General features: G+C 34.5%; 26 protein-coding genes and 1 other annotated feature. Of the genes, 13 read left to right on the top strand and 13 right to left on the bottom strand.

Annotated elements, in window-relative coordinates; all coding sequences use genetic code 11:
* Positions 1–70: 70 nt before the first annotated feature.
* Positions 71–952 (bottom strand): AraC family transcriptional regulator, encoded by an 882-nt coding sequence (locus KUA55_RS08135; protein WP_218325703.1) that lies wholly within the window; start codon positions 950–952, stop codon positions 71–73.
* Between the two features lie 105 nt (positions 953–1,057).
* Positions 1,058–1,253 (top strand) — a binding site (T-box leader).
* A gap of 42 nt (positions 1,254–1,295) precedes the next feature.
* Here KUA55_RS08135 and proS point away from each other — a divergent pair.
* Positions 1,296–2,735, top strand: coding sequence for a proline--tRNA ligase (gene proS / locus KUA55_RS08130; protein ID WP_218325702.1), 1,440 nt, complete (start codon positions 1,296–1,298; stop codon positions 2,733–2,735).
* A gap of 16 nt (positions 2,736–2,751) precedes the next feature.
* Here proS and KUA55_RS08125 read toward each other — a convergent pair whose 3' ends face one another.
* The 8 genes from KUA55_RS08125 to KUA55_RS08090 are packed head-to-tail and all read right to left on the bottom strand — an operon-like array spanning position 2,752 to position 11,026.
* Positions 2,752–4,179, bottom strand: coding sequence for a lipopolysaccharide biosynthesis protein (locus tag KUA55_RS08125; protein ID WP_218325701.1), 1,428 nt, complete (start codon positions 4,177–4,179; stop codon positions 2,752–2,754).
* A gap of 11 nt (positions 4,180–4,190) precedes the next feature.
* Positions 4,191–5,177: a Stealth CR1 domain-containing protein gene (locus tag KUA55_RS08120; protein WP_218325700.1), complete on the bottom strand. Its 987-nt coding sequence runs from the start codon at positions 5,175–5,177 to the stop codon at positions 4,191–4,193.
* Positions 5,164–6,069 carry a glycosyltransferase gene (locus tag KUA55_RS08115; RefSeq protein ID WP_218325699.1) on the bottom strand — a complete coding sequence of 302 codons (906 nt, stop codon included), beginning with the start codon at positions 6,067–6,069 and terminating at the stop codon, positions 5,164–5,166. The genes KUA55_RS08120 and KUA55_RS08115 overlap by 14 nt, the downstream gene beginning before the upstream one ends.
* Positions 6,048–7,289: an O-antigen ligase family protein gene (locus KUA55_RS08110; RefSeq protein WP_218325698.1), complete on the bottom strand. Its 1,242-nt coding sequence runs from the start codon at positions 7,287–7,289 to the stop codon at positions 6,048–6,050. Before KUA55_RS08110 ends, KUA55_RS08115 begins: the two co-directional genes overlap by 22 nt.
* A gap of 4 nt (positions 7,290–7,293) precedes the next feature.
* On the bottom strand, positions 7,294–8,547 hold the full coding sequence (locus tag KUA55_RS08105) for a glycosyltransferase (RefSeq protein WP_218325697.1): 1,254 nt from the start codon (positions 8,545–8,547) through the stop codon (positions 7,294–7,296).
* On the bottom strand, positions 8,548–9,729 hold the full coding sequence (gene cps2T / locus KUA55_RS08100) for a beta 1-4 rhamnosyltransferase Cps2T (RefSeq protein WP_218325696.1): 1,182 nt from the start codon (positions 9,727–9,729) through the stop codon (positions 8,548–8,550). It abuts the gene before it with no gap.
* 12 nt (positions 9,730–9,741) lie between these two features.
* Positions 9,742–10,416 carry a sugar transferase gene (locus KUA55_RS08095; protein ID WP_218325695.1) on the bottom strand — a complete coding sequence of 225 codons (675 nt, stop codon included), beginning with the start codon at positions 10,414–10,416 and terminating at the stop codon, positions 9,742–9,744.
* 16 nt (positions 10,417–10,432) lie between these two features.
* Positions 10,433–11,026, bottom strand: a complete 594-nt coding sequence (locus KUA55_RS08090; RefSeq protein ID WP_218325694.1) for a YveK family protein — start codon at positions 11,024–11,026, stop codon at positions 10,433–10,435.
* A gap of 629 nt (positions 11,027–11,655) precedes the next feature.
* Between KUA55_RS08090 and KUA55_RS08085 the strand changes: the two genes are divergently transcribed.
* The 12 genes from KUA55_RS08085 (at position 11,656) to KUA55_RS08030 (ending at position 17,348) form a co-directional block, all read left to right on the top strand.
* On the top strand, positions 11,656–13,029 hold the full coding sequence (locus tag KUA55_RS08085; protein ID WP_218325693.1) for a M24 family metallopeptidase: 1,374 nt from the start codon (positions 11,656–11,658) through the stop codon (positions 13,027–13,029).
* 5 nt (positions 13,030–13,034) lie between these two features.
* Positions 13,035–13,463 carry a methylglyoxal synthase gene (mgsA, locus tag KUA55_RS08080; RefSeq protein WP_218325692.1) on the top strand — a complete coding sequence of 143 codons (429 nt, stop codon included), beginning with the start codon at positions 13,035–13,037 and terminating at the stop codon, positions 13,461–13,463.
* 114 nt (positions 13,464–13,577) lie between these two features.
* Positions 13,578–13,784, top strand: a complete 207-nt coding sequence (locus KUA55_RS08075) for a hypothetical protein (protein ID WP_218325691.1) — start codon at positions 13,578–13,580, stop codon at positions 13,782–13,784.
* Positions 13,785–13,796: 12 nt separating this feature from the next.
* On the top strand, positions 13,797–14,132 hold the full coding sequence (locus KUA55_RS08070) for an SdpI family protein (RefSeq protein ID WP_218325690.1): 336 nt from the start codon (positions 13,797–13,799) through the stop codon (positions 14,130–14,132).
* A 21-nt stretch (positions 14,133–14,153) separates the two neighbouring features.
* The gene (locus KUA55_RS08065) at positions 14,154–14,327 is read left to right on the top strand and encodes a hypothetical protein (protein ID WP_218325689.1); all 174 of its coding nucleotides are present in this window, start codon (positions 14,154–14,156) and stop codon (positions 14,325–14,327) included.
* Between the two features lie 24 nt (positions 14,328–14,351).
* Positions 14,352–14,885 carry a sugar O-acetyltransferase gene (locus tag KUA55_RS18510; RefSeq protein ID WP_281419017.1) on the top strand — a complete coding sequence of 178 codons (534 nt, stop codon included), beginning with the start codon at positions 14,352–14,354 and terminating at the stop codon, positions 14,883–14,885.
* A gap of 8 nt (positions 14,886–14,893) precedes the next feature.
* The gene (locus KUA55_RS08055) at positions 14,894–15,400 is read left to right on the top strand and encodes a GNAT family N-acetyltransferase (RefSeq protein WP_218325688.1); all 507 of its coding nucleotides are present in this window, start codon (positions 14,894–14,896) and stop codon (positions 15,398–15,400) included.
* Complete coding sequence (locus KUA55_RS08050; protein ID WP_218325687.1) at positions 15,400–15,930, top strand: putative immunity protein; 531 nt, start codon at positions 15,400–15,402, stop codon at positions 15,928–15,930. The genes KUA55_RS08055 and KUA55_RS08050 overlap by 1 nt, the downstream gene beginning before the upstream one ends.
* A complete protein-coding gene (locus KUA55_RS08045) occupies positions 15,927–16,064 on the top strand; it encodes a glycine zipper domain-containing protein (protein ID WP_218325686.1) in 138 nt (45 codons plus the stop codon). The genes KUA55_RS08050 and KUA55_RS08045 overlap by 4 nt, the downstream gene beginning before the upstream one ends.
* Before the next feature lie 94 nt (positions 16,065–16,158).
* Positions 16,159–16,629 (top strand): GNAT family N-acetyltransferase, encoded by a 471-nt coding sequence (locus tag KUA55_RS08040; protein ID WP_218325685.1) that lies wholly within the window; start codon positions 16,159–16,161, stop codon positions 16,627–16,629.
* A 32-nt stretch (positions 16,630–16,661) separates the two neighbouring features.
* On the top strand, positions 16,662–17,102 hold the full coding sequence (locus KUA55_RS08035) for a VOC family protein (protein ID WP_218325684.1): 441 nt from the start codon (positions 16,662–16,664) through the stop codon (positions 17,100–17,102).
* A gap of 33 nt (positions 17,103–17,135) precedes the next feature.
* Complete coding sequence (locus KUA55_RS08030; protein ID WP_218325683.1) at positions 17,136–17,348, top strand: hypothetical protein; 213 nt, start codon at positions 17,136–17,138, stop codon at positions 17,346–17,348.
* A gap of 45 nt (positions 17,349–17,393) precedes the next feature.
* Here the strand turns inward: KUA55_RS08030 and KUA55_RS08025 are convergent, their stop codons facing one another.
* The 4 genes from KUA55_RS08025 to KUA55_RS08010 form a co-directional block, all read right to left on the bottom strand.
* Positions 17,394–18,032 (bottom strand): 3-oxoacid CoA-transferase subunit B, encoded by a 639-nt coding sequence (locus KUA55_RS08025; RefSeq protein WP_218325682.1) that lies wholly within the window; start codon positions 18,030–18,032, stop codon positions 17,394–17,396.
* Entirely contained in the window at positions 18,026–18,688 is a 663-nt protein-coding gene (locus KUA55_RS08020; protein ID WP_218325681.1) for a CoA transferase subunit A, read from the bottom strand. Before KUA55_RS08020 ends, KUA55_RS08025 begins: the two co-directional genes overlap by 7 nt.
* 253 nt (positions 18,689–18,941) lie before the next feature.
* Positions 18,942–20,078 carry a hypothetical protein gene (locus tag KUA55_RS08015; protein WP_218325680.1) on the bottom strand — a complete coding sequence of 379 codons (1,137 nt, stop codon included), beginning with the start codon at positions 20,076–20,078 and terminating at the stop codon, positions 18,942–18,944.
* Between the two features lie 67 nt (positions 20,079–20,145).
* On the bottom strand, positions 20,146–20,709 hold the full coding sequence (locus KUA55_RS08010; RefSeq protein WP_218325679.1) for a GNAT family N-acetyltransferase: 564 nt from the start codon (positions 20,707–20,709) through the stop codon (positions 20,146–20,148).
* Positions 20,710–20,848 lie beyond the last annotated feature (139 nt).

The raw sequence follows: 20,848 nt of genomic DNA, 5'->3' as shown, positions 1-20,848 counted from the left end.
ATTAAATCAAATTTCTTTGCTAATGACGATAAAAACTCTTTACCAAGTACGTAAAAAAGCTTTTACATCGTTAATTTTGGTAATTTTTCCGATATTTTAAAGGTGTTAAACCTACTCTCCTTTTAAATGCTTGAATAAAACTAGACGTATCTTTAAAACCAGTTTGAATAGCTATTTGTTCAACTGTTAGCTCAGTTTGTAATAATTTTTCAGCGGCTTTTTTTATTCTATACTGCAACAAATATTCATATGGCGAATAATCGGTAAATTTTTTAAAAGAACGCGTACACTCAGAAATAGAAATGTGTGCTGCCTGAGCCATTTCAGAAAGCCGAAGGTCTCGCATATAATTTTCTTGAACAAAATTTAATAACGATTGCATTCGTTTCTGATGCTGTAACTGTTTTTTATCCGCAGGTAATGATAACTGTTCTTGAGCTTGAATAATTTCTTGCCAGCAGCTTACTAACAAAACAGCAATTTGATATTCCCAAGCAAAATCGCTTTGATTTAAATAAATTTGATTAATCTGTTTGATTTGAGACAAAATTTTTTCCTGACTAAGATCGCCTTGATTCAAATGTAACCATCTTTGTTGCTTAAGGTAAGGTAAAACATATTTTTGCTCCATTAAGCTTCCTAGAAAGAATGATAAAATTTTAGTTTGGACATTTAAGCTATAATAACTGCCGTCGGTCTGCATCGTTTTAGTTGTATGTAGAACTTCTGGTGAAATAAATAATCCCTCACCTTCTGCTAAAAAAACTAGCTCACCGTTTACTTGCATCCGTAAAGGCCCCTTTTCAGCAATTGTAAATTGTAACTCTTCGTGCCAGTGAAGATCATCAAATCCCCGACCTTTAGGGGTCATAGAAAATTGGTTTACGCGATAGATTTCGAAAGGAAAAGTTGAATATTTATATTTATTTTCTTCATGTAAACGATTATCCAATTTAGGCACCTCCAATTTTTAACAAGTATAACTTAATTTGAGCAGATTTTTATATTTTTGGAGAAAATAATCTGACTTTTTTACGTATAATCTTGATAAGCTAGCTTCAACAATTTAATTTAGCTTAGTAAATATGAATTGATTTTCAGAGAGTCGATGTTGCTGCGAATTCGATAATCAATCAAATTGAACCTACTAAATTTTTGGCTAGCAAACTAGTCCGTATTCTTGCGTTAAAAGATTTGAGTTGGGTTGCAGGCAACCAATCAAGGTGGTACCGCGAAGCAAATTCGTCCTTTTTTTATAGGACGAGTTTGCTTTTTTTATCAAAGGAGGAAAAAACATGACCAATTTACAAACAGAGGATTTTTCAAAATGGTATTTACAAACGATTCAACAAGCAGAATTAATGAGTTATTCGGAGGTGCGAGGCTGTATCGTTTTTCGTCCAGATGGTTTTGAATTATGGGAGAGAATCCAGCAAGAAGTTAATCGCTATTTACAATCTGAAGACATTCGAAACGTTTATTTTCCTATGTTAATTCCTAAAAGCTATTTTATGAAAGAAGCAGAGCACGTTGAAGGTTTTGCTCCAGAATTACCATGGGTAACAGAAGTTGGAAATGAAAAGTTGGAAGAACCGTACGCATTACGCCCCACTTCTGAAACTATGATTGGGCAATCTTTTCATGAATGGATTAAATCTTATCGCGATTTACCATATGAGATTAATCAATGGGCGAATGTTTTTCGCTGGGAAAAGAAAACACTGCCCTTTTTACGGACATCAGAATTTTTGTGGCATGAGGGACATACAGCCCATGCTAACGAAGCAGATGCAAGGAAAAGAACATTACATGTATTGAACTTTTATGTTGAGCTACTAGAAAAATTTTTAGCCATCCCGGTTTACGTAGGGAAAAAAACACCTTCAGAACGTTTTGCTGGAGCGGTAGACACGTATTCTGTCGAGGCCATGATGCAAGATGGGAAAGCAGTTCAAGCAGGTACCTCCCATTACCTAGGTACGAAATTTGCAGAAGCATTTGATATTCGTTTCTTAAATCAAAAAAATCAACATACGTTGGTCCATACAACCTCATGGGCAGTTTCTACTCGTTTAATTGGTTCACTAATCATGGTTCATGGTGATGAGCAAGGTTTGGTTTTACCACCAAAGATTGCTCCAACCCAAGTAATTTTAATTCCAGTCGGTCCATATAAAAAAGAACCAAAAATTTTAACCAAATTAAATGAACTTAAAGAGCAATTAAAGACTGTGGGAATTCGTGTTCGCTTAGATGACTCTGATAATACTGCCGGTTTCAAATTTAATAAATGGGAACAAAAAGGTGCTGTCGTTCAATTGGAGTTGGGGCCTCGAGACCTGGTTAAAAATAGTATCACTTTAAAAATGCGAGACTTAACAGAAAAAGAGACCGTTTCTTTAGAACAATTAGTACCTACCATTGAGAAGTATATGAATGACATGCAACAACGATTATTAGAAAAAGCCCGGCAACGTGCTACAAGCAATGAATACACAAATATTCAGACTCTCCAAGAGTTAAAAGATCATATTAAAAACTGTCGTGAAACCAAAAAAACACCTGGATTTGTTTTAATCGGATGGGATGGTTCAACAGAAACAGAAGCAATCATAAAAGCTGAAACAGGATTTACAACCCGCATTATTCCTTTTCAAGCACCGGTGGAAAAAGAATTTGACTTAGTCAGTGGAAAGCCAGCAAAATATACTGTTTGGATTGCTCGGGCATACTAAATAAGTACGGCTCAAACTATAGAGCCGTACTTGTTTTTTTTATTAAAACTAAAAAATAACTCAGACTATCTCGCGTGCGCCACAGATTAATCAATAGATAAGCACCATACAAAGCGAAATAAACTATAAAACTCACAAGAGGTGTCAGCAATAGATTTCCAAACACAAAAGCTGTCACCAAAATAAGTTCTTGAATATTTTGTTTACCCACCTTTATTTCCAATTGTCCTGTCAGCATTTTTTCCGCGAAGATACACCTAAATACTAAGCTCAATAAAATAACTCCGACTGTTAGAAGGATATTGTGAAAAATAAAAACAGTTAGTGCACTTAAAGCAGTCGATAAAAATAAAGTTGTTAGATTAACCATAAGAATCGTCCGTTCTTGACGCATGGTTTTTAAATAAGTATTGACTAACAAAGCCATTCTGCCTTCATAAATGACGGTGGGAAAAAGAACACCCATATAAATTAAGCTGGCTTGATACTGAGGCAGCCACAAGTTTAATAAATAAGAAATCGGCTGGTAGGTTAATAAAATAGCAAAAGTGATTGGTACAAAAACGTTACGGATGGTTTGATACAATTGTGGCAATTGTTCTTGATTGGTTCTTCTTAATAAAGGAAACATCACCACACCAACTGCATTAATAAAAGTCATAAATAGATTGGACATACTCAAAGTAAATGAAAGCTTACCAAACGTATTGATGCTCCAACTGCGCTCCACAAAAATTCTAGTAATCCCTAAAATAAACATCGAAGCCAGATTGCTAATTAACAAATTACTGCCAATTTTTAAATTATCCCCAATCTCAAATTGGAGAAATTTTAATTTCAAGACTTTTCCCTTCAGCAAATCCCGAATCAAATACATCCCCCATAAAGTGACTAGCCCTTTTGCTAACACATCAAAAGCCAGCAACCAAATAAAATCCCGCCCACCAGCAAGTAAATAACCAACTAAAAATAAAAGATATAAATAGCGATCACTGCGGGAAAGTTGGGCATATTCTTTAAAACGATTGGTGGATTCCAAAATATATAAAATAAACGTCCGGCTATTGGTTACTACTAAAAGAATCGCGGTAAACAACAAAACAATCCCTTTATTATTATTCAATATTATTCCGTACCCACCAACAATCAAGGTTAAGAAGGTCTCAAAAATCATTAAATACCAAAATTGACTACCGAGGGATTTTTTGTCCAATTCTTGGTAATACTTCCCGCCGGTTTTTAAATAAATTCCATCAAGCCAGCCAAAATGAAAGAAGCCTACATAAGTGCCATAAAAAACATACAATTGCCAATAACTATACGCTTCAGTAGAAATAAATTTTGGCACCACAATATTTAAGATCAGTGAAATACCTAACACTAAAAAATTAGCAGATAAGGTATAGCGTAGATTCTTGAGTAAATTTTTGGTTTTTGTATTCATTCAAGCTCCTTTTATTTTTCAAATGCAGATTTTTCAGGATAGCGATTGTCAAAAGCGGTCAAAATCATTTCTTTGGCTCTATTAAAATTTTTCAAAAAATCATTATCATTTAGACAAACCAAGGAATGTTTTCCTTGATTAATTTCTCTTTCAATATCAATCGGTAACTCACCAATCAGATAATTTTTTCCGACAGAAATAGGTTGTGGCTCAAAATTACCGCTGGCTAATTGCCAATACCGCATTAACCAATGACTTATATCGTCACTTTCACGAAAACGATGCTGAGAAATCCTCTCCAATTCAGCTTGCTCAATTTGCCAAACATCTTCAAAAGTACTTTTTAAATAAGCGACCGGCAAGTGGGGATCGTAAAAACCCAATACACCTTGCCAAGGAAGAACACAAAAATTTTTCAACAATTGGCGGCCATATTTCAGATTAAAGTATTGAGAAAAATGTCCTTTTAGAATGCTTTGCTTTGAAAAATGTTGATTAATCAATTGATTCATTTTTAGAATGACGGTGTCTAATGAATTAGCTTGTGGCACTAAAGGACTAAAAATTCCAAAGTCTCGCGGTTTACCAGCTGAAAAGAAATCCGTAGGACGCATTTGTCGATTTAAAAACATATCATCATTAAATAAAACAAACTGCGAACTCAATTCTTTAATTCGATGAATATGAAGTTCAATCACATTAGAATTATACGTAGGTAGGTATTCTGCAGGAATATAATCCTCATGACGAACATGAACCAGCTTGGGATGCGCAGTGTTTAACCAACTGGGTAAATGTCCTTCTGTGATCAAAAAGATTCGATTGACCCAAGGGGCATTTTTTTCCACACTACGAAACCAATAATGTAAAAATTGCCAATTTCGATAACGGGCTTCACTGTTTAATAACGGATTTTTTGTTTGATAATGGGCTTTTTTAGTTTGCCAAATTGGGTCATTACCATCGACCCAGGTCACAACAAAATCAATTTTCTCCATTTTTTTGCCTCTTTTCTAATAACCAATCTTGCCACGAATAAATCAATTTTCGTTCTAATAATCCTGCATAAGCAAAAAAGGAAAAAACATTTTTCTGCCAAGTTGATACTTGTAAATAATGGTTTAAGTAATAACGTATACTAGAGAAATAAATTTCTTGTTGTTTTAATTTGCTGATTTGTTTTTTGGTAGTCGTTCCGTGGTCATGAAAATAGACAAATCGACTGTCTAAAAAATTCCTATAACTATGCGCTCGTAATTTATAACTTAAAATTCGTTCTTCACAGTACAAAAACGTCGTTTCATCCAAATAGCCAATCTCTTCTAGCGCTTCAGCTGAAATAGCAAAAAATGAGCCTGGCAATACATCTACAGGGATTAATTTTTTTTCGTCTGGTAAGCTGCCGTAACTATTTCTTTTTTTAAAAAATTTATTCAAGATTAAACTAGTTGCCAGTAAATCTGAGCCATAACTAGGTAACTGCCAGCCGGAATTGTAAGCTTGCGATTTTTCTTTTGTCAGCATGATGGGTGCGACAATCCCAGTTTTTTTAGGCAAATCAGCTAAATTTTTGATAAACTGATCCAAGTCTTCCTCACTTATTGCAATATCAGGATTAGCAATTAAAAAAAATTGGGGCTTAAAATGCTTCAATCCATAAAAAATTCCGAAATTATTACCGGCGCTATAGCCCCCATTTTTTGTTGCTTGGATCACATGAACTTTTTTGTTTCGCAAACGCCACAAATATTCGTAAGAACGATCAGTTGAAGCATTATCTACCACTATAATTTGATCAATCTGGCGGCGTTCCTCCATAATTTTCACAAAATTACTAGTTTCTTGGTAGTTATTGTAATTTAAAACAATTAAGTTAACGAAGTTTTCCAAATGGACACCTGTTCTTTCTTAGCTAAATAACCGATAAATACACATAAGAATCCACCATTTTCCAAAGTAAAAATGCCAGTAGTCGTATAAGTTGTGACTAAAATAATTAAGAAAACTGCTAACAGTAAACGATTTTCAAAACTATTTTTACGTAAAATTGCGCCGAAAGCCGTTAAACTATTCAATCCTAAAAAGGCCAAATAAATAATAACACCAAGAACGCCCTGTTTTATCAAAATAGTGAAATAACCATTATGTAAAAAAGGAATACTATTGCCTTTCACACCAACTAAATAAGCATAGTCTCCAACATAAATATTATTACCAAAGCCTCCCCCAAATAACTGATGGAAAATATTCCAACTATTAAATTCGGTCATAGCTTGATGGGTTTCATAACCCCGCCAATTGCTAGTAATCATCTGGCTACTACTCCAATCTTGGCTGCCACTTAATTCAGTGATTGTTCGCATGATTTTTGTTAGAAAATTTGCAATAAAGGTTTGTTCTTCGAAAATTTTAAAAATTACAGCCGCCAATAGAATAATTAAGCTCACTGAAATAAGCTTCCGACTGGCTTTTTTCTCCATCGCCAAAACCAAGACTAGAATCATGGTAATGATCATTAGCGAACGAGAAAAAGACAGAATTAAGTGACTTAGCATCAATAAACTCAAAACTACGCGCCAAAATTTATTTTTTATAACTGAAGTAAAAATAAGTAAAGTTAGACCAAAAGGAACAATCGTATAGCCATGACCGATTTGATTTCGCAAATTATATATATTTGTGACATTCAGCTGCAGTAAAACCCAAATGAGATGTCCTATGAAATAAAGGCTAAGTATTGCTGAAAGAATAATGACCCATTGAATAATTTTTTCAAATGAAACCTGTAAAATAGATAAGTATCGACCAATTAGAATAAAAAGAACCGGGGAAAGAAAATAAACCATATCTCTAATCAGATCAGTCGTTTGATAATTACCCAAAGGAAATAAAGTTCCAAATAATCCTAAGAAAAACAATCCAATTAACAGTGTTTGATATGAGACGATTTTCAAGGGAAAATGATAATCTGCCAGTCCAAAAAGTATACCCAAAACGACAATTGCACTAATAAAAAAAATCGTTCGGGGAAATAAACTTTGAGCTGCTACCAAGAACCCAAATAGTAACAATCCAATAGTTGATTTTTTAAAAGTTAATGCTAATTCCATCGTCTCACCTCCTATAAAGGGTCAATATTTCTTCACTATGTTGCGATATGTCCTTCAAATGAACCGGACTAAAAGTAAAATCAAATTTTTTGAGCTTCTCAATTAAATCTGACAAGTTTTTGTACTGCCAATGGTTCGGTAAAATATCTTTGGCACCGACTTTTTCGCTGACTAAAACAGGTATTTGAAAACTTAAAGCTTCCAACACAATCAAGCCAAAGGTTTCCTGCCATTGACTGGGAACAATCAGCAAATCAATCTGATGATAGACTGCCGCCAAATCAGCTTTTTCAAACCGGCCATGTTGGTGAATATTAAAATAACTATTCTTGACTGCATAACCAAATGTATGAAAACGATATTTCTCCGTCGGTAATACTTTGGCTAATTGTAGAAAATCAGCAAAGCCTTTAAATTTTTTGGCTGGTCCGATATAAGCGACATTTATTTTTTCTGCCAGCTCTTTTTGAGCCATCGTTCGCGGATAAATATTGTTAGTAGTGATGCTTAAAACCTGTCCGTTTATTCTGAAAGGCAGGTTTTTTCTATACACGCTTTCTGCTACCTGACTATTAAAGTGAAACTTGGTAATCAAGCGAAACATTTTCAGATAATAGCTTTTTAAGGCTTGATACTCGGTTTTTTTTGCAAAAAATGGATCTTGCTGAATTAATTTTGATTGAGGTAAACGGCGCCCCATCGTTCGTATCAATGGATAGAAACGACTTTGAAATAAACGTAATTTCTCAGTGGACCAAGCATCCTCAGAGGCCTTTTGCCAATTTAAAGCTGTATTATCTTGGTGATAACTGGTTTTGCCATCAAAAAAATTGGGCTCTGGTGCCAAACCGAAATAATCATGACTGGTAAAAATTGTAGGAATATTCAGTTGACGACAGGCCTCCAGAAATTCCAGATGCAGTCCCATTAAAGTATGTAAATGAACCACATCTGGTTGGATTTTTTTCAAAAATGCCAAATAATTGACCACTTCCACTGGAGTCATGAAATCCGTGGGGCTTTTAATGCCGCCAAACAAAGCCAACGGCAAACTATTTCTCAGCGCAATCCGCGTGATTCCTTCTTTTTGAAGAAAGGAAAATTTTATTTTTTGACTAGTTAGCAATTTTTTTCCAGGATATAATGCAAAGACTTGATGTCCAGAATGATGTTGCTCTTGCATCAAATCAGTTGCATAATTGATTAATCCGCCACTCCTAGCAGGTTCAAAGCCTAATGTATAATGTAAGATTTTCATTTAAACACCTTCATTAAAACAGCTTTCGTATTGTTGATTAATCTTCTGCCAGCTAAAATCCTGCCTAATTCGTCTGACAGCTTGCTCCTTCAATTGAGAAATCTTTTGGGGGGAATATTTCTCAACCGTGGTAATTACTTCTGCTAAATTATTTTTTTGCCAATAAACACCTGCTTGTTCGCCAACTTCGTAATTAAAGCCGACATCCAATAACAAGTTTAATTGTGTGGTAGCAAGTGCCTCTAATAATGAAGGATTGGTACCGCCAACCTCGTGTCCATGGAGATACGCATATGCTGCTACCCGAATATAATTTAATAATTCTTGATCATAGACCGTCCCAACAAATTTAATCCGCGCATCTTTAGTAAAATCAGTTTGTTTTAATAATTGCTGATACAATTTATTGTGTTCGACATTAGTGATAATCACTAAATCCTTTTGGCTAGTGGATTTCATGAATTGCTCAATCATTGCGCGGTAATTGTTTTCTGGTACAAAACGACCGACAATCAAATAATACTCTTTTTCGCGAATATGATTGTCAGAAAACCACTTACGAACTTTCGGCTCAGTTGCAGTTAAGTAGTGTTGGGGAATGTCACTACCGTAGGCAATATAAGTGGTTTTAGGTTGATATTTGGCGTAACTTTTTTGAATATATTGCTCAATCGTTTGACTATCGCAAATAATTAAATCTGCATGTTTCACCATTAACCGTTCTGAAAGTTTCCAGTAACGGCGGACAGGATAAGACCACTTTGCCCGTAACCATTCATGACCATCGGGATTCAAAAATAATTGTCCTCCGATTTTTTCAATTTTCTTTTTAAATCCTTGAATAAATGGACCAATCCGGCAAGCCAAAACGTAAAAGATTGGTTGTTGATAATTTTCTTTTTCGGCTTCTTGAATTGCGTAATTTAAAGCTGCAATATCGTAATAGATTGCTTTAGCTGGCCCAATATCAGGGACATCAATCGTAAAACATTGGGCTGATTGATAAACAAAAGTCTTTTCTTGAATGCCCGATTTTAAAGAGTTCTCTTTCGTACAAGCTACATGATAGGTTAATTGATTATTTAAACGATTGGCTGTTAATTTTTCTACGAAAGTTTCAAATCCACCATATTTTGCAGGAATCCCTTTCGAACCGATGATATATATATGTTTTTCTTTCATTGTTTTTCCTTCTTAATATGCGCCGTTTGGTTTAATCATTACCCAAATCGTTTTGACGATTATTAAAATATCAAATATTAGATTCCGGGTTTGGATATAGCGAACATCTAATGCAACCATTTCTTCAAAACTTAATTGATTTCGACCGCTAACTTGCCATAAGCCTGAGCAGCCTGGTTTAACTAACAAACGTTTGGCATCTTGACTGGAATAATCGTCCACTTCATTTTCCAAAGGTGGTCGTGGACCAATCAAACTCATCTCACCTTTTAATACATTAAAAAGCTGAGGTAATTCATCGATACTGGTTTTACGAATAAAACGACCAATTTTTGTGATTCTGGGATCTTTTTTCATTTTGAACATTTTGCCAGCAATTTCATTTTGATCTAACAAAGCAGTCAACTGACTTTCAGCATCTACACACATAGAGCGAAACTTATACATCCAAAAAACTTTGCCATCCTTGCCAACTCTTTTTTGAACAAAGAAAATGGATCCCTTTGCATCTTCATGGGTAATCAGCAATGCAATAATAATGAATAATGGCGACAATAAGACTAAGCCGATACTGGCTCCAACAATATCCATTGATCTTTTAAAGAAACCATAAATAGGTCGGTTTTTGTAAAGCAATCGATTCAGTAATTGATGATTTTCAACCACTAATTTAATTGATTTTTCCATATCAAATCACCCCTGATTAATCTTTCTTACCCTTAAATGCAGCAACTATAAATCCTAGTAATAAGCCCAACAATGTAGCCATTCCAACAATTAACAAGTGATTAGGAAACGATGCTTGATTTGCGGGCGTTGCTTTTGAGACTGTTTTAATATCTTTTACTTCTAAAACATCACGAATTTTCGTTTTAAAAACAGCAACTGTTGTGTTTGCAATTTTTGCCGCTTCTTTTTTATCAGTCGCAGTCGCTTCAATCGTAAACATTTGTGAACTGGGACTTTGATTAACCTCAAGACTATTTTTTATTGCTTTTTTTGAGAGCTGAAGATTTTCATTTTCGGATAATTCCTGTTTAACTTCTTTCACTACTACATCGCTAGTAACAAAATCCTTATAGGTATTAATCATTGCTAAACCTGCACTTATTTTTCCGCTATTATTTGTATCAGATATTTTTACTATTAATTGACTTTGACTTGTATATTGCGGGGTTAAAATCAGGTAAGCGATAATGCCACCGATTAATGCTCCTCCAATAGTCAGTCCGACAAACCAGCCGATGCCTTTTCTAAACTGTTTAAAAAGCTGACTTAAATTCATTGTTTCTTCCATGCCATACTTCCTCTCTATTTCCTCGTTAAAAGTGAAATTAATATAATCAGAAAATGAGAATCTGCCAAGCATTCTTTCTTGCGATTTTCAGAAACAAAAATAATGAATTTCATTGTGATTTTTATCGCAATCAAAAATTATAAAAATTATTACGTTTAAATGCCTATATAATAATGTTTTTTATTTTTTTTACTAAAAATATTTAATGTTCACAAGTAATTATTCATTCATCTTTAATGGAAATTATCTTTTTATAAATGAAAATCTCGTATGCTTATTTGAAAAAATAGCTAGATATTTTTGATGAAAAACAAGCTATTATTGACTTCTTCTAAGAAAAAATGGTTTCTTTAACAAGAAAGTGTTACGTTTTCAAAATGATCTATTTTTCACTAATACATTTTTCACAAGCAAAATAATTCACTGATTGAAAATGATTCAAAAAAAGAGAAAGCTTGTTAACTTAGGCTTTCTCCTTACATAATTAAACGTTCGTGTTTTTTCTATCGTTTTTTTCTAAAAAAATAATATTTTTGATGGAATATAAATAGTCTGATTTTTCAATAAATCAATGTCCCATCAAAATCCTTTTTATGCTATCATTTTAGAAAAGCTATAAAGGAGTTCTTATGACAATTCAAACAAAAAAAATAACTTCACCTCAACGAAGTGAAGACCTTGCACCGATCGACTTAACCGATGAAACATTAAACCAACGGAGACAGATTTTTTTAACTAAAATGAAAGCCGCACAATTGGATGCAGTCGTAATTTATGCCGATCGTGAACATGGTGCTAACTTTGAATACTTTACTGGTTTTATTCCTCGTTTTGAAGAAGCCTGTTTGGTACTTCATCAAGATGGAAAAGCATTTTTACTATTAGGTAATGAAAATACTAAGATGGGTAAAGTCGCGCGACTGGAAAATCAAGTAATTCATGTTCCATTCTTCTCTTTACCAAATCAACCGATGTTAGGCGATGCCCCCTTGAGTAGCTATTTTGCGGAAGCAGGCTTAAACAATTTAACTAAAGTCGGCGTAATTGGTTGGAAAATGTTTACTTCTTCTATTGAAGACAACCGTCAATTATTTGATTTACCCCACTATATCTTGCAAGCTTTACAAAGCATTACCTCCGTGGAAAATGTGGCTGATTTATTATTATCACCAATAGATGGTCTGCGCGTTACGAACAATGCCAACGAAATCGCTCATTATAGTTTTGGTGCGAGTTTAGCAGGTAATTGTTTATTAGAAACCTTAAATCAAATTGAATTAAATAAAACCGAGCTGGCGATTGCAACAAGTTTATCGGCTTTTGGACAACAACATAATGTAACAACGATTTGCGCCACTGGTGAACGTTTCAGTCACGCGACACTTTATCCTCGCAATAAGCAAACCAAGCTGGGAGATACTTTTTCATTAACCACAAGTTACAAAGGTGGTTTGTCTTCTCGTGCAGCATTTGTCGCAAATAATGTTAATGACTTACCAGAAAAGCAACAAGATTATCTAGAAAAAGTGGCTTATCCCTATTACCAAGCCTTGGTTACTTGGCTGAAAACAGTCAAGCTTGGTTTAACTGGCGCTACTTTATTTACTGAAATCGATAAAGTTTTACCACAAAAAGATTACCACTGGGAACTAAATCCTGGTCATTTTATTGCCGATGAAGAATGGTTGTCTTCACCATTTGCCAAAAATTCTAGCGCTGTTTTACAAAGTGGGCAGTTATTACAAATTGATCTCATTCCTAAAGTTGCTGGTTATGCTGGCGTTGGCTGTGAAGATGGGATTTGTTTAGCGGATGAAGCTTTGCGAGAAGAAATTAAGCGGGATTATCCGAAAGTTTGGGCTGATTTTACTCGTCGCCGTGATTACTTGGCAGAGTCGTTGAATATTGAGTTAGCACCTGAAATTTTACCGATGAGTGATACTGTTGCTTATTATCGTCCATTTTTGTTAAATCAAGAATTAGCATTTTATAATAAGGAGTGAGCCAAATGAAAATAGCTTTTATCGCTCATGATCGAAAAAAAGATTTGATGGTTCAATTAGTTACCGCTTATCAACCATTATTGAAAAATCATGAATTATTCGCTACTGGTACGACTGGTCAAAGAATTAGTGAAGCGACTGGACTAAAGGTTCACCGCTTCAAATCTGGCCCTCTTGGCGGTGATCAGCAAATTGGCGCTTTAATTTCCGAAGATGAGTTAGATTTGGTAATTTTCCTGAGAGATCCACTCTCTTCTCAACCTCATGAACCGGATGTTAATGCATTAATTCGATTAAGTGATGTTTACAATGTTCCATTGGCAACAAATTTAGGCACTGCTGAGATTTTGATTCGTGGATTAGCTGAGGGCCTACTAGATTTTCGCCAAATTATTGACGATGCACCTAAAAAAAGTATTAGTTTTGATTTATAACCAATACAGCTCCTCTGCTTTTAGCAGAAGAGCAGTTTTTTTATTGGTAAAAATAATAAAAATAAATGCTATACTAAGAAGAGAACCCATATTTTTTTACAAGAGGTGTAATTCATGGTGGCATACCATTTAATTTTTAGAAGTATCTATATTTTTATTTTTCTTCATTTAGCTTATTTAATTGCTTTAATCAGCTTTATTTATGCTTCAATAAAGGCTTTTGCGGTTGAAAAAAATAGTAAAAATGGTAGTTTTTATCTTTTAATAGTCGTAGTTTTGCTTCTTTTAGCTGGTTTAATTGCTTTTAATGTCTTCACTTAAGGAGAATCAAGCATGTTGTTAACCTTCTTTACCTTTTTTCCAACAATTATTTTTTTAATTATCTTACCCATTCAATCTAGTTATTTAGCTAAAAATGATCACTATCGTATTCAATCGCTTCAGGGATTTCGTTCTACAAAATCCGTCAAAAATTCAAAAAATTGGCAACAAGCACAATTAGCAGTGAAACGATCTTCGTTGGTCTTAGGGTTATTGCAATTGATTTTAACACTGGTCTTACTCTTTTTACTTCATTTCAATAATGTTCTAGTCTTATGGTTGATCTTATTAAGTTTAACATTACTATTAATTTTTCAATTTTTTTATGTGAATCACAAATTAAATTAATTTATATTAGGAGGAAAAAATATGACTGATTCAAAAAATTTTACTATCGAACAAGTTTACGCAAAGGGAAAACAAGAACTAGCCGTCATTACAGATTTAACAACTGGACAGCAATATCTACAAACAACCGTCATTACCGCTAGTGGATCTAGCGTTGCTTTAACCCCATTATTGAAACCAAGTGAAAATAAATAACCAGAAATCTTCAGGAGGAAAAAAATGACCCGTTCATTTTACCAACGTGACCTGCACAATTTTTCAACTGACAGTATCGATTTACAGGAAAAACTAAAAACCTTTAATCAGTTGACCAACCGCGAAATAATAAAAAAGCGAGAGATTTTGAAAGAGTTGTTTCATTCTTGCGGTGAGTTACCGGTGATTGAAACCAATTTTAATTGTGATTTAGGAAGTAATATTTCCGTTGGAGAACGTTTTTATGCGGGATTTAATTTTACTATTTTAGATATGGCGCAAGTCATTATCGGTGATGATTGTATGATTGGACCAAATGTTGGACTTTATGCAACTGGCCATCAACTCAATCCGGTAGACCGCAACTTATCTGGTTATGCCGAACCAATCAAAATTGGTAATCGCGTATGGATTGGCGGAAGTGTAACCATTTTAGGTGGTGTAACAATTGGCGATAATTCCATCGTAGCAGCTGGTTCAGTGGTAATTAAAGACGTACCAGAAAATGTAGTGGTTGCTGGTAATCCAGCCAAAATTATAAAAAAGATTGAAAACTAGGTGAGCAGATGCAAATTGATTTTAGACAACCAACTGAAAAAGATTTAGATCGGATTATGACCATTGAAAGAAGTGGTTTTTCTCCAGCTGAAGCGGCTTCAGAAAAAGCTATGCTAGAAAGAATTCAGCAAATTCCTGACAGTTTTCTAGTGGCTATTAACCCAGAACAGGCAATTTTGGGCTATGTCGTTGGTCCAGTTGTTTCAGAAAGATATTTAACTGATGAACTATTTGAAAAAACGATCCCCAATCCAGAAATAGGCGGCTTCCAAACTATTCTTAGCTTAGCTGTTGCCCCTGAGTATTATAATTTTGGGATTGCGAGTCGCTTGCTAACAGGTCTTGCGCAAATTTCACAAGAAAAAAAACGCGCTGGTATCACCTTAACTTGTTTAGCGAATTTGATTCCTTTTTATCAAAAAAATCACTATCAAGTAGAAGGTGTTTCTGAATCCACCCATGCAAATGAAGTTTGGTATAACTTGGTAAGAGATTTTTCTAAAGAGATTGTTTAATGAAACCTGAAATTTATTCTTGGAACCTTCATGAACAAAGCTTAATGGGACAAGCAAAATTTCCTAGTCAGCCAAAAATAAAAATCTTTGACCATTCAGAATTAAGAGCAGATTTGGAAAGGCAACTGGAATTACTTTCCCACAAGGAACTTGCTGAGTGGGCTTTAGTAAACGCACAACCTTTTTTAGTTTATTTGAATGCGCCACGAATCAGTGATCCGCGAATTCAGCAGGCAATTGATGCCTTTCAGCAAAAAATAGCTGGAGAAATCTCAGCTTACGAGTTTCGGCAAGCTGGGTTTCTAGCAAATCAGATTGCAAAAGAATCAAAAACACCGATTGAAAAATATGCTGCTAGAGTTTTCGCACAGGCAATTGCCACCGCCCATATGCGTGGCCATGCCCTCGTATCCGCTGACTATAGCGTGAAAGTTTTCAATCTACTTTTTCCAGACAATCAGACTGAAGTATTAAAATTACGACAAAAGCAAATAAAAACGGCCCAACAAAAGGGTGAAGAAAACAGATGAAAAAGAAAGAAAATTACTCGTTAACTTTAGGGATCATCTTTGGATTAGTCTTTGGATATTTATTTGATCATTTGGCTATTGGTTTAGCAATTGGTATTTCATTAGGTGCTGCTGGTATCTTTTCTGAAAAATAAACTTACACTATCGTTAGATGACTAAATCAGTGTTGAAAAAAATTTACTGTCTGCTACGATAGTTTCAACAACCGATTAAAAAGGGGCTCTTCTTATGATAACCTTCAGAAAAATGAAAAAAACCGATGTACCCAAACTTTACGAAATGGCTTTACGGGCATTTCAATCAGACTTTGAAAAATATGGTATCTATCCACCATTGTTACATTTGAAAAAGAAAAATTTCCAACCACCTTTACTTTTTGGAAAAGTTATTTTAGCTGATGGTAACGAAATTGGTGGCGTATTTGTGATTGTTTTAGGTAAAAAAGCTGAATTAGCAACTATCTTTATTGATCCAAAATATCAACACCAAGGATACGGAAAAGAAATCCTTTCAGCTCTTGAAGCTGCCCATCCCCATGTAAAAAAATGGACCCTTGAAACAGTTAGCGAAAACTTCCAGTTACATCGCTTTTATGAGTCGCTTGGCTACCATAAGGTCGGTGAAAAAAAAGATCCTCGATCTGATGTCATTACGTACCTTTACGAAAAAAAAATCAAAGAACAATCATCAATCAACTAGCTTTTAACACAAAAAAATATTGGGAGGCTACTATGAATAGACTGAATTTGATTTGTTTAGGGGTAAATGATATGAAGGAATCGTTAAGCTTTTACAAGAATATCGGCTTTAAAACTTACGAAAAATCTGACAATCCGCCGATTGTTTTTTTCGATAATCAAGGCACTAAATTAGAACTTTATCCACTGGAGCAATTAACAAAAGATATTAATCCAGACAGTCCACCAAAATTTCAAACTGGCATTTTTCCTGGTATCACCTTAGCTATTAATATGAAAACACCTGAAGAAGTTGATGCTTTTTTCAAAGACGTCCACTCCGCCGGTGGAAAAATCATCAAGCAGCCGACTAAAAATCCTGATTGGGACGGTTATTCCGGCTATTTTACTGATCCAAACGGTTATTATTGGGAAGTTGCTTACGGGAAAATCTGGCAGTTTGATGAAAATAATATGTTGGTAATTGAGGAATAACAATTAACTATAAAAGAACAGCGGAGGTTTACTATGTTGATTAAATTAATTCACCTATTTAATCTAAAAACTCCGCTGTTAACTTTTTTTGGTTTTATTATTATTGGTAGTCTATTACTAGCTTTCAAAAAGAAAAATCGTCTGCAAAATATACTTTTTTTCATTTTGATTAGTAGTTTTGTTGCTCTAGTCATTCTGGTTTTGTATTTCTTTATTTGGTTAGGTTTGACTGGTTTAAATTCTTGAAAAACTAATAAAATCTCTACTTCAAAGGGATTTGCTAAGGGTTAATCACGTTAAATGATTGATTAATTGTGCTGCAGTAACTGCTTGAATTTCGTCAAAAGTATAGCCTGATGCAATTTCAGTAATCTCAATTCCTTGCTGAGTAATTTCAAAAACACCCATTTCAGTGATAATTTGATTGACGCGTCCTCGCGCAGTTAGCGGTAAAGTACACTGCTTTAAAATTTTAGGCTTTCCATAATTAGTATGCTCCATCGCTACAATAACTTTTTTTACTCCTGCTAATAAATCCATTGCACCGCCGATGCCGGGAACAAACACGCCCGGAATCAAATAGTTTGCTAAATTTCCTGTTTCATCAACCTGTAAACCACCCAACACACTGATATCTACGTGACCCCCTCGAATAATACCAAAAGAAGTTGTAATATCAAAATAAGCGCCCCCTTGTTTAATTGAAGCTGGTTGCCCGCTGGCATTAACGATTGTTGGATCAATCGGATCAGGTGTCGGACCTAAACCAACAAATCCATTCTCTGACTGAATAATAACCGATAAATTAGCTGGAATATAATTTTGAACTTTTGTCGGTAAGCCAATCCCTAAATTTACTAAAGAACTATCAGAAAGTTCTTGAGCAACTCGTTTCGCTATTTGCTCGTGTCTTTGCTCTTTCGTTAGCATAATACGTCCCCTTCCACCACACAATCAACAAAAATACTCGGTGTATGAACAAAACTCGGATTAATTGTGCCCGTTGCGACAACTTTTCTCGCTTGAACAATGGTTGTCTTTGCATTTGCTGACATAATATGATTAAAATTATTTTCAGATCCGGCATATTGTAAATTGCCCGTTTGATCAGCTTGATCAGCTAAGACCAAGGCAACATCCGCTTTAATTGGTGTCTCTAATAAATATTCTCGACCCGCAACTGTAATCTTTTGCTTACCTTCTTCAATGAGCGTTCCGATACCCGTTGGCGTCAAAACACCACCCAAACCAAATGCGCCACAACGAATTCTTTCCACCAAGGTTCCTAAAGGCATAATCTCAAATTTAGTTTCATTTTCATTTAATTGACGACCAGCCTCGCGATTTAGTCCTAAGTGAGAAGTAATGATTTTATCAAACTGATGGTTCATGATTAATTTCCCGACACCTTTATCAATGAGACCGGTATCATTACTGACTAAAGTCAAATGTTTGATGCCTTTTTCTACTAAAGCATCCACCAATAATTCCGGTGTACCATTTGTCATAAAGCCACCCACCGCAACAATGTCTCCTTCTTTAACTAAATCTATAGCTTCAGTTAAACTTATTTGTTTATTTTCCATGGCTTACCCTTTCGTAAAGATTATTTATAACAATATTCAGATATTTTATTTTTATTTATAAAATAATAATAGCAAAAATAGTCTGTATTTCAAATATCATTTACGAATATATTTTTTATAATTAATTATTTTAATTTTGATTTGAGACTAATGTATACCCAATTCTTTAAGGTTACTAAGTTTTCTCACAAGATTTTTTCCACAATAAAAAACCACTCGTTTTCACGAGTGGTGATAATTGTTATCAGATTATTTAAGCGGCTATTTGTCCTTGAAGTAAGCTTTCTAAACGTGCCAACTGTTCTTCAGTTAAATATGGCGCATATTCTTCCAGAATTTGTTGCGCAATTTCTGGTGTTATAGCAGCTTGATATTGACTAACATAATCATAAATCTCTTGGAAATCTTCCTCACTCATATACTGATCGCCACCTTGTTGTTCTTCTAAGTCACTTTCAACTTCTTGGCCAGTTATAATTTCATCATCTTTTGGAAGTTTAACTGTTTTTTTGCTGTCTTTGTATTTTAAATTCAGCGTCCCAGCGATTTTTCTAATTGCGGTATCTGTTTCATCAGTTGAAAATTTAAAATCAATTTTAGCACTGTTTTTAGCTTTGTTTAAAGTCATTTTTATATTCATATCAATTAAGCCTTCATTTGTAGCAAGTTCTTTTAACATTTCGGTGGCAATAATTTTTTGTCTTTCGTCACCTTCATCACTGACATAACTCAAAAATTCCTTAAAACTTTTGCTATTAAAAGTATAGCTCATGGTCTCTTTGGTCACTTTGAAAGCATCATTTCCTCGGGTTCCTAAATAGCCATAAAAATACTCTTTTGAAAAAATACTCCGCATTTCAGCAAAATCATAACCTGATTCAGTCGTTTCTTCTGGCGATTCCATCGACAGTTCATCAGCTTCTTCTTCGGCAGTAGCTTCAATATATTTCCCTTCAATATTTGAAAAATCATAAAAGTCTTCGGCATTCATGTCATTTAAAGAAGCGGCTATTTTTAGAATTTCAATTAAATAAGTAGCCTCTAAATACATATTGCCCTTTTTTAAATCCGTAATAAAATGCATCGGTAATTGATAGTCTGAAAGATCCATTGAAAAATTGGTATCAGCGGTTTCGTTCTCCGAATCGATAATATTTTCCCCAGTAATGACTGCTAACTTTAGACGATCCCCCATCGCCCCAGCAATGATTGAAGAAACATTTTCTGTATCGCCAAATTCAATCGTTTTCATTTTCAGAGTAAAATCACTGCTGTTCATTTCATTTTGTTGCTCCAGAGTTTCTTTGAAATCATCACTTGCTTTTTTCCCACACCCCGTCAAGAAAAACAATGCGGCTAAAATTATCAAAAACATCCGACACTTTTTCACAAAAAAACCTCCCTATTATTTAAAATCATTTTAACATATTTCTAACGCTTAAAATGATTCACTATTATTATAGATCTAGGATTTTTAAAGCTTTTTCATAGTCCTCATTCTGATTGCCATTAAGATCAGTTGGCATTATTTCAAAACCAAATTTACGATATAAAAATACCGCTGGCTTACTCCAAGTCTGGCTGTGTAAATAAATTGATTGGTCTGGATAGATCTTCCGTAACTCTTGGCAAATCTGACTCACTAACGTTTTAGCTAATCCTTGACCACTATATTCTGGCTTAACCGCCAACCAATGAAATTGCGGAACAGTTCTACCATCATTCAATGTTTTCATCCAGCCAGTGCAAGTTGCAATTTTTTCACCCTTAGCGTTTTCTACAAATAACATACGACGATTTAGTTCATCTGGATAAGGCAAAAAAGTTTTCTCAAAATAAGTCAGTGCCGCTTCTGGTTGATCAAATTCTAAAACGGAAGTTTCGATCTCACACCAGTCTTTTTCATCCCCTTTTTGATAAAATTCCAATGAGAAGTCTGTCTTCAAAGGAAAGTCTAAGATTGTTTTTTCAGCTGGCAGTACCATCCAAAAATCAGCATAGAGAATACTTTTATCTAACATATTTTTCTCCTTTTACAAATAATAAATTTTACTCATATCAAATTCTTTTAAATGATTAACAATGCCAGAACCTAGTAATTTTGAAGTTCCTATCCAAAATTAGATCAAGAATCTGCTTTTTGGTGGCACTTCATTATTA

It is taken from the genome of Enterococcus alishanensis, assembly GCF_019218635.1.
Classification (GTDB): Bacteria; Bacillota; Bacilli; order Lactobacillales; family Enterococcaceae; genus Enterococcus_A; species Enterococcus_A alishanensis.
This window is presented reverse-complemented; position numbering and strand designations above follow the sequence as displayed.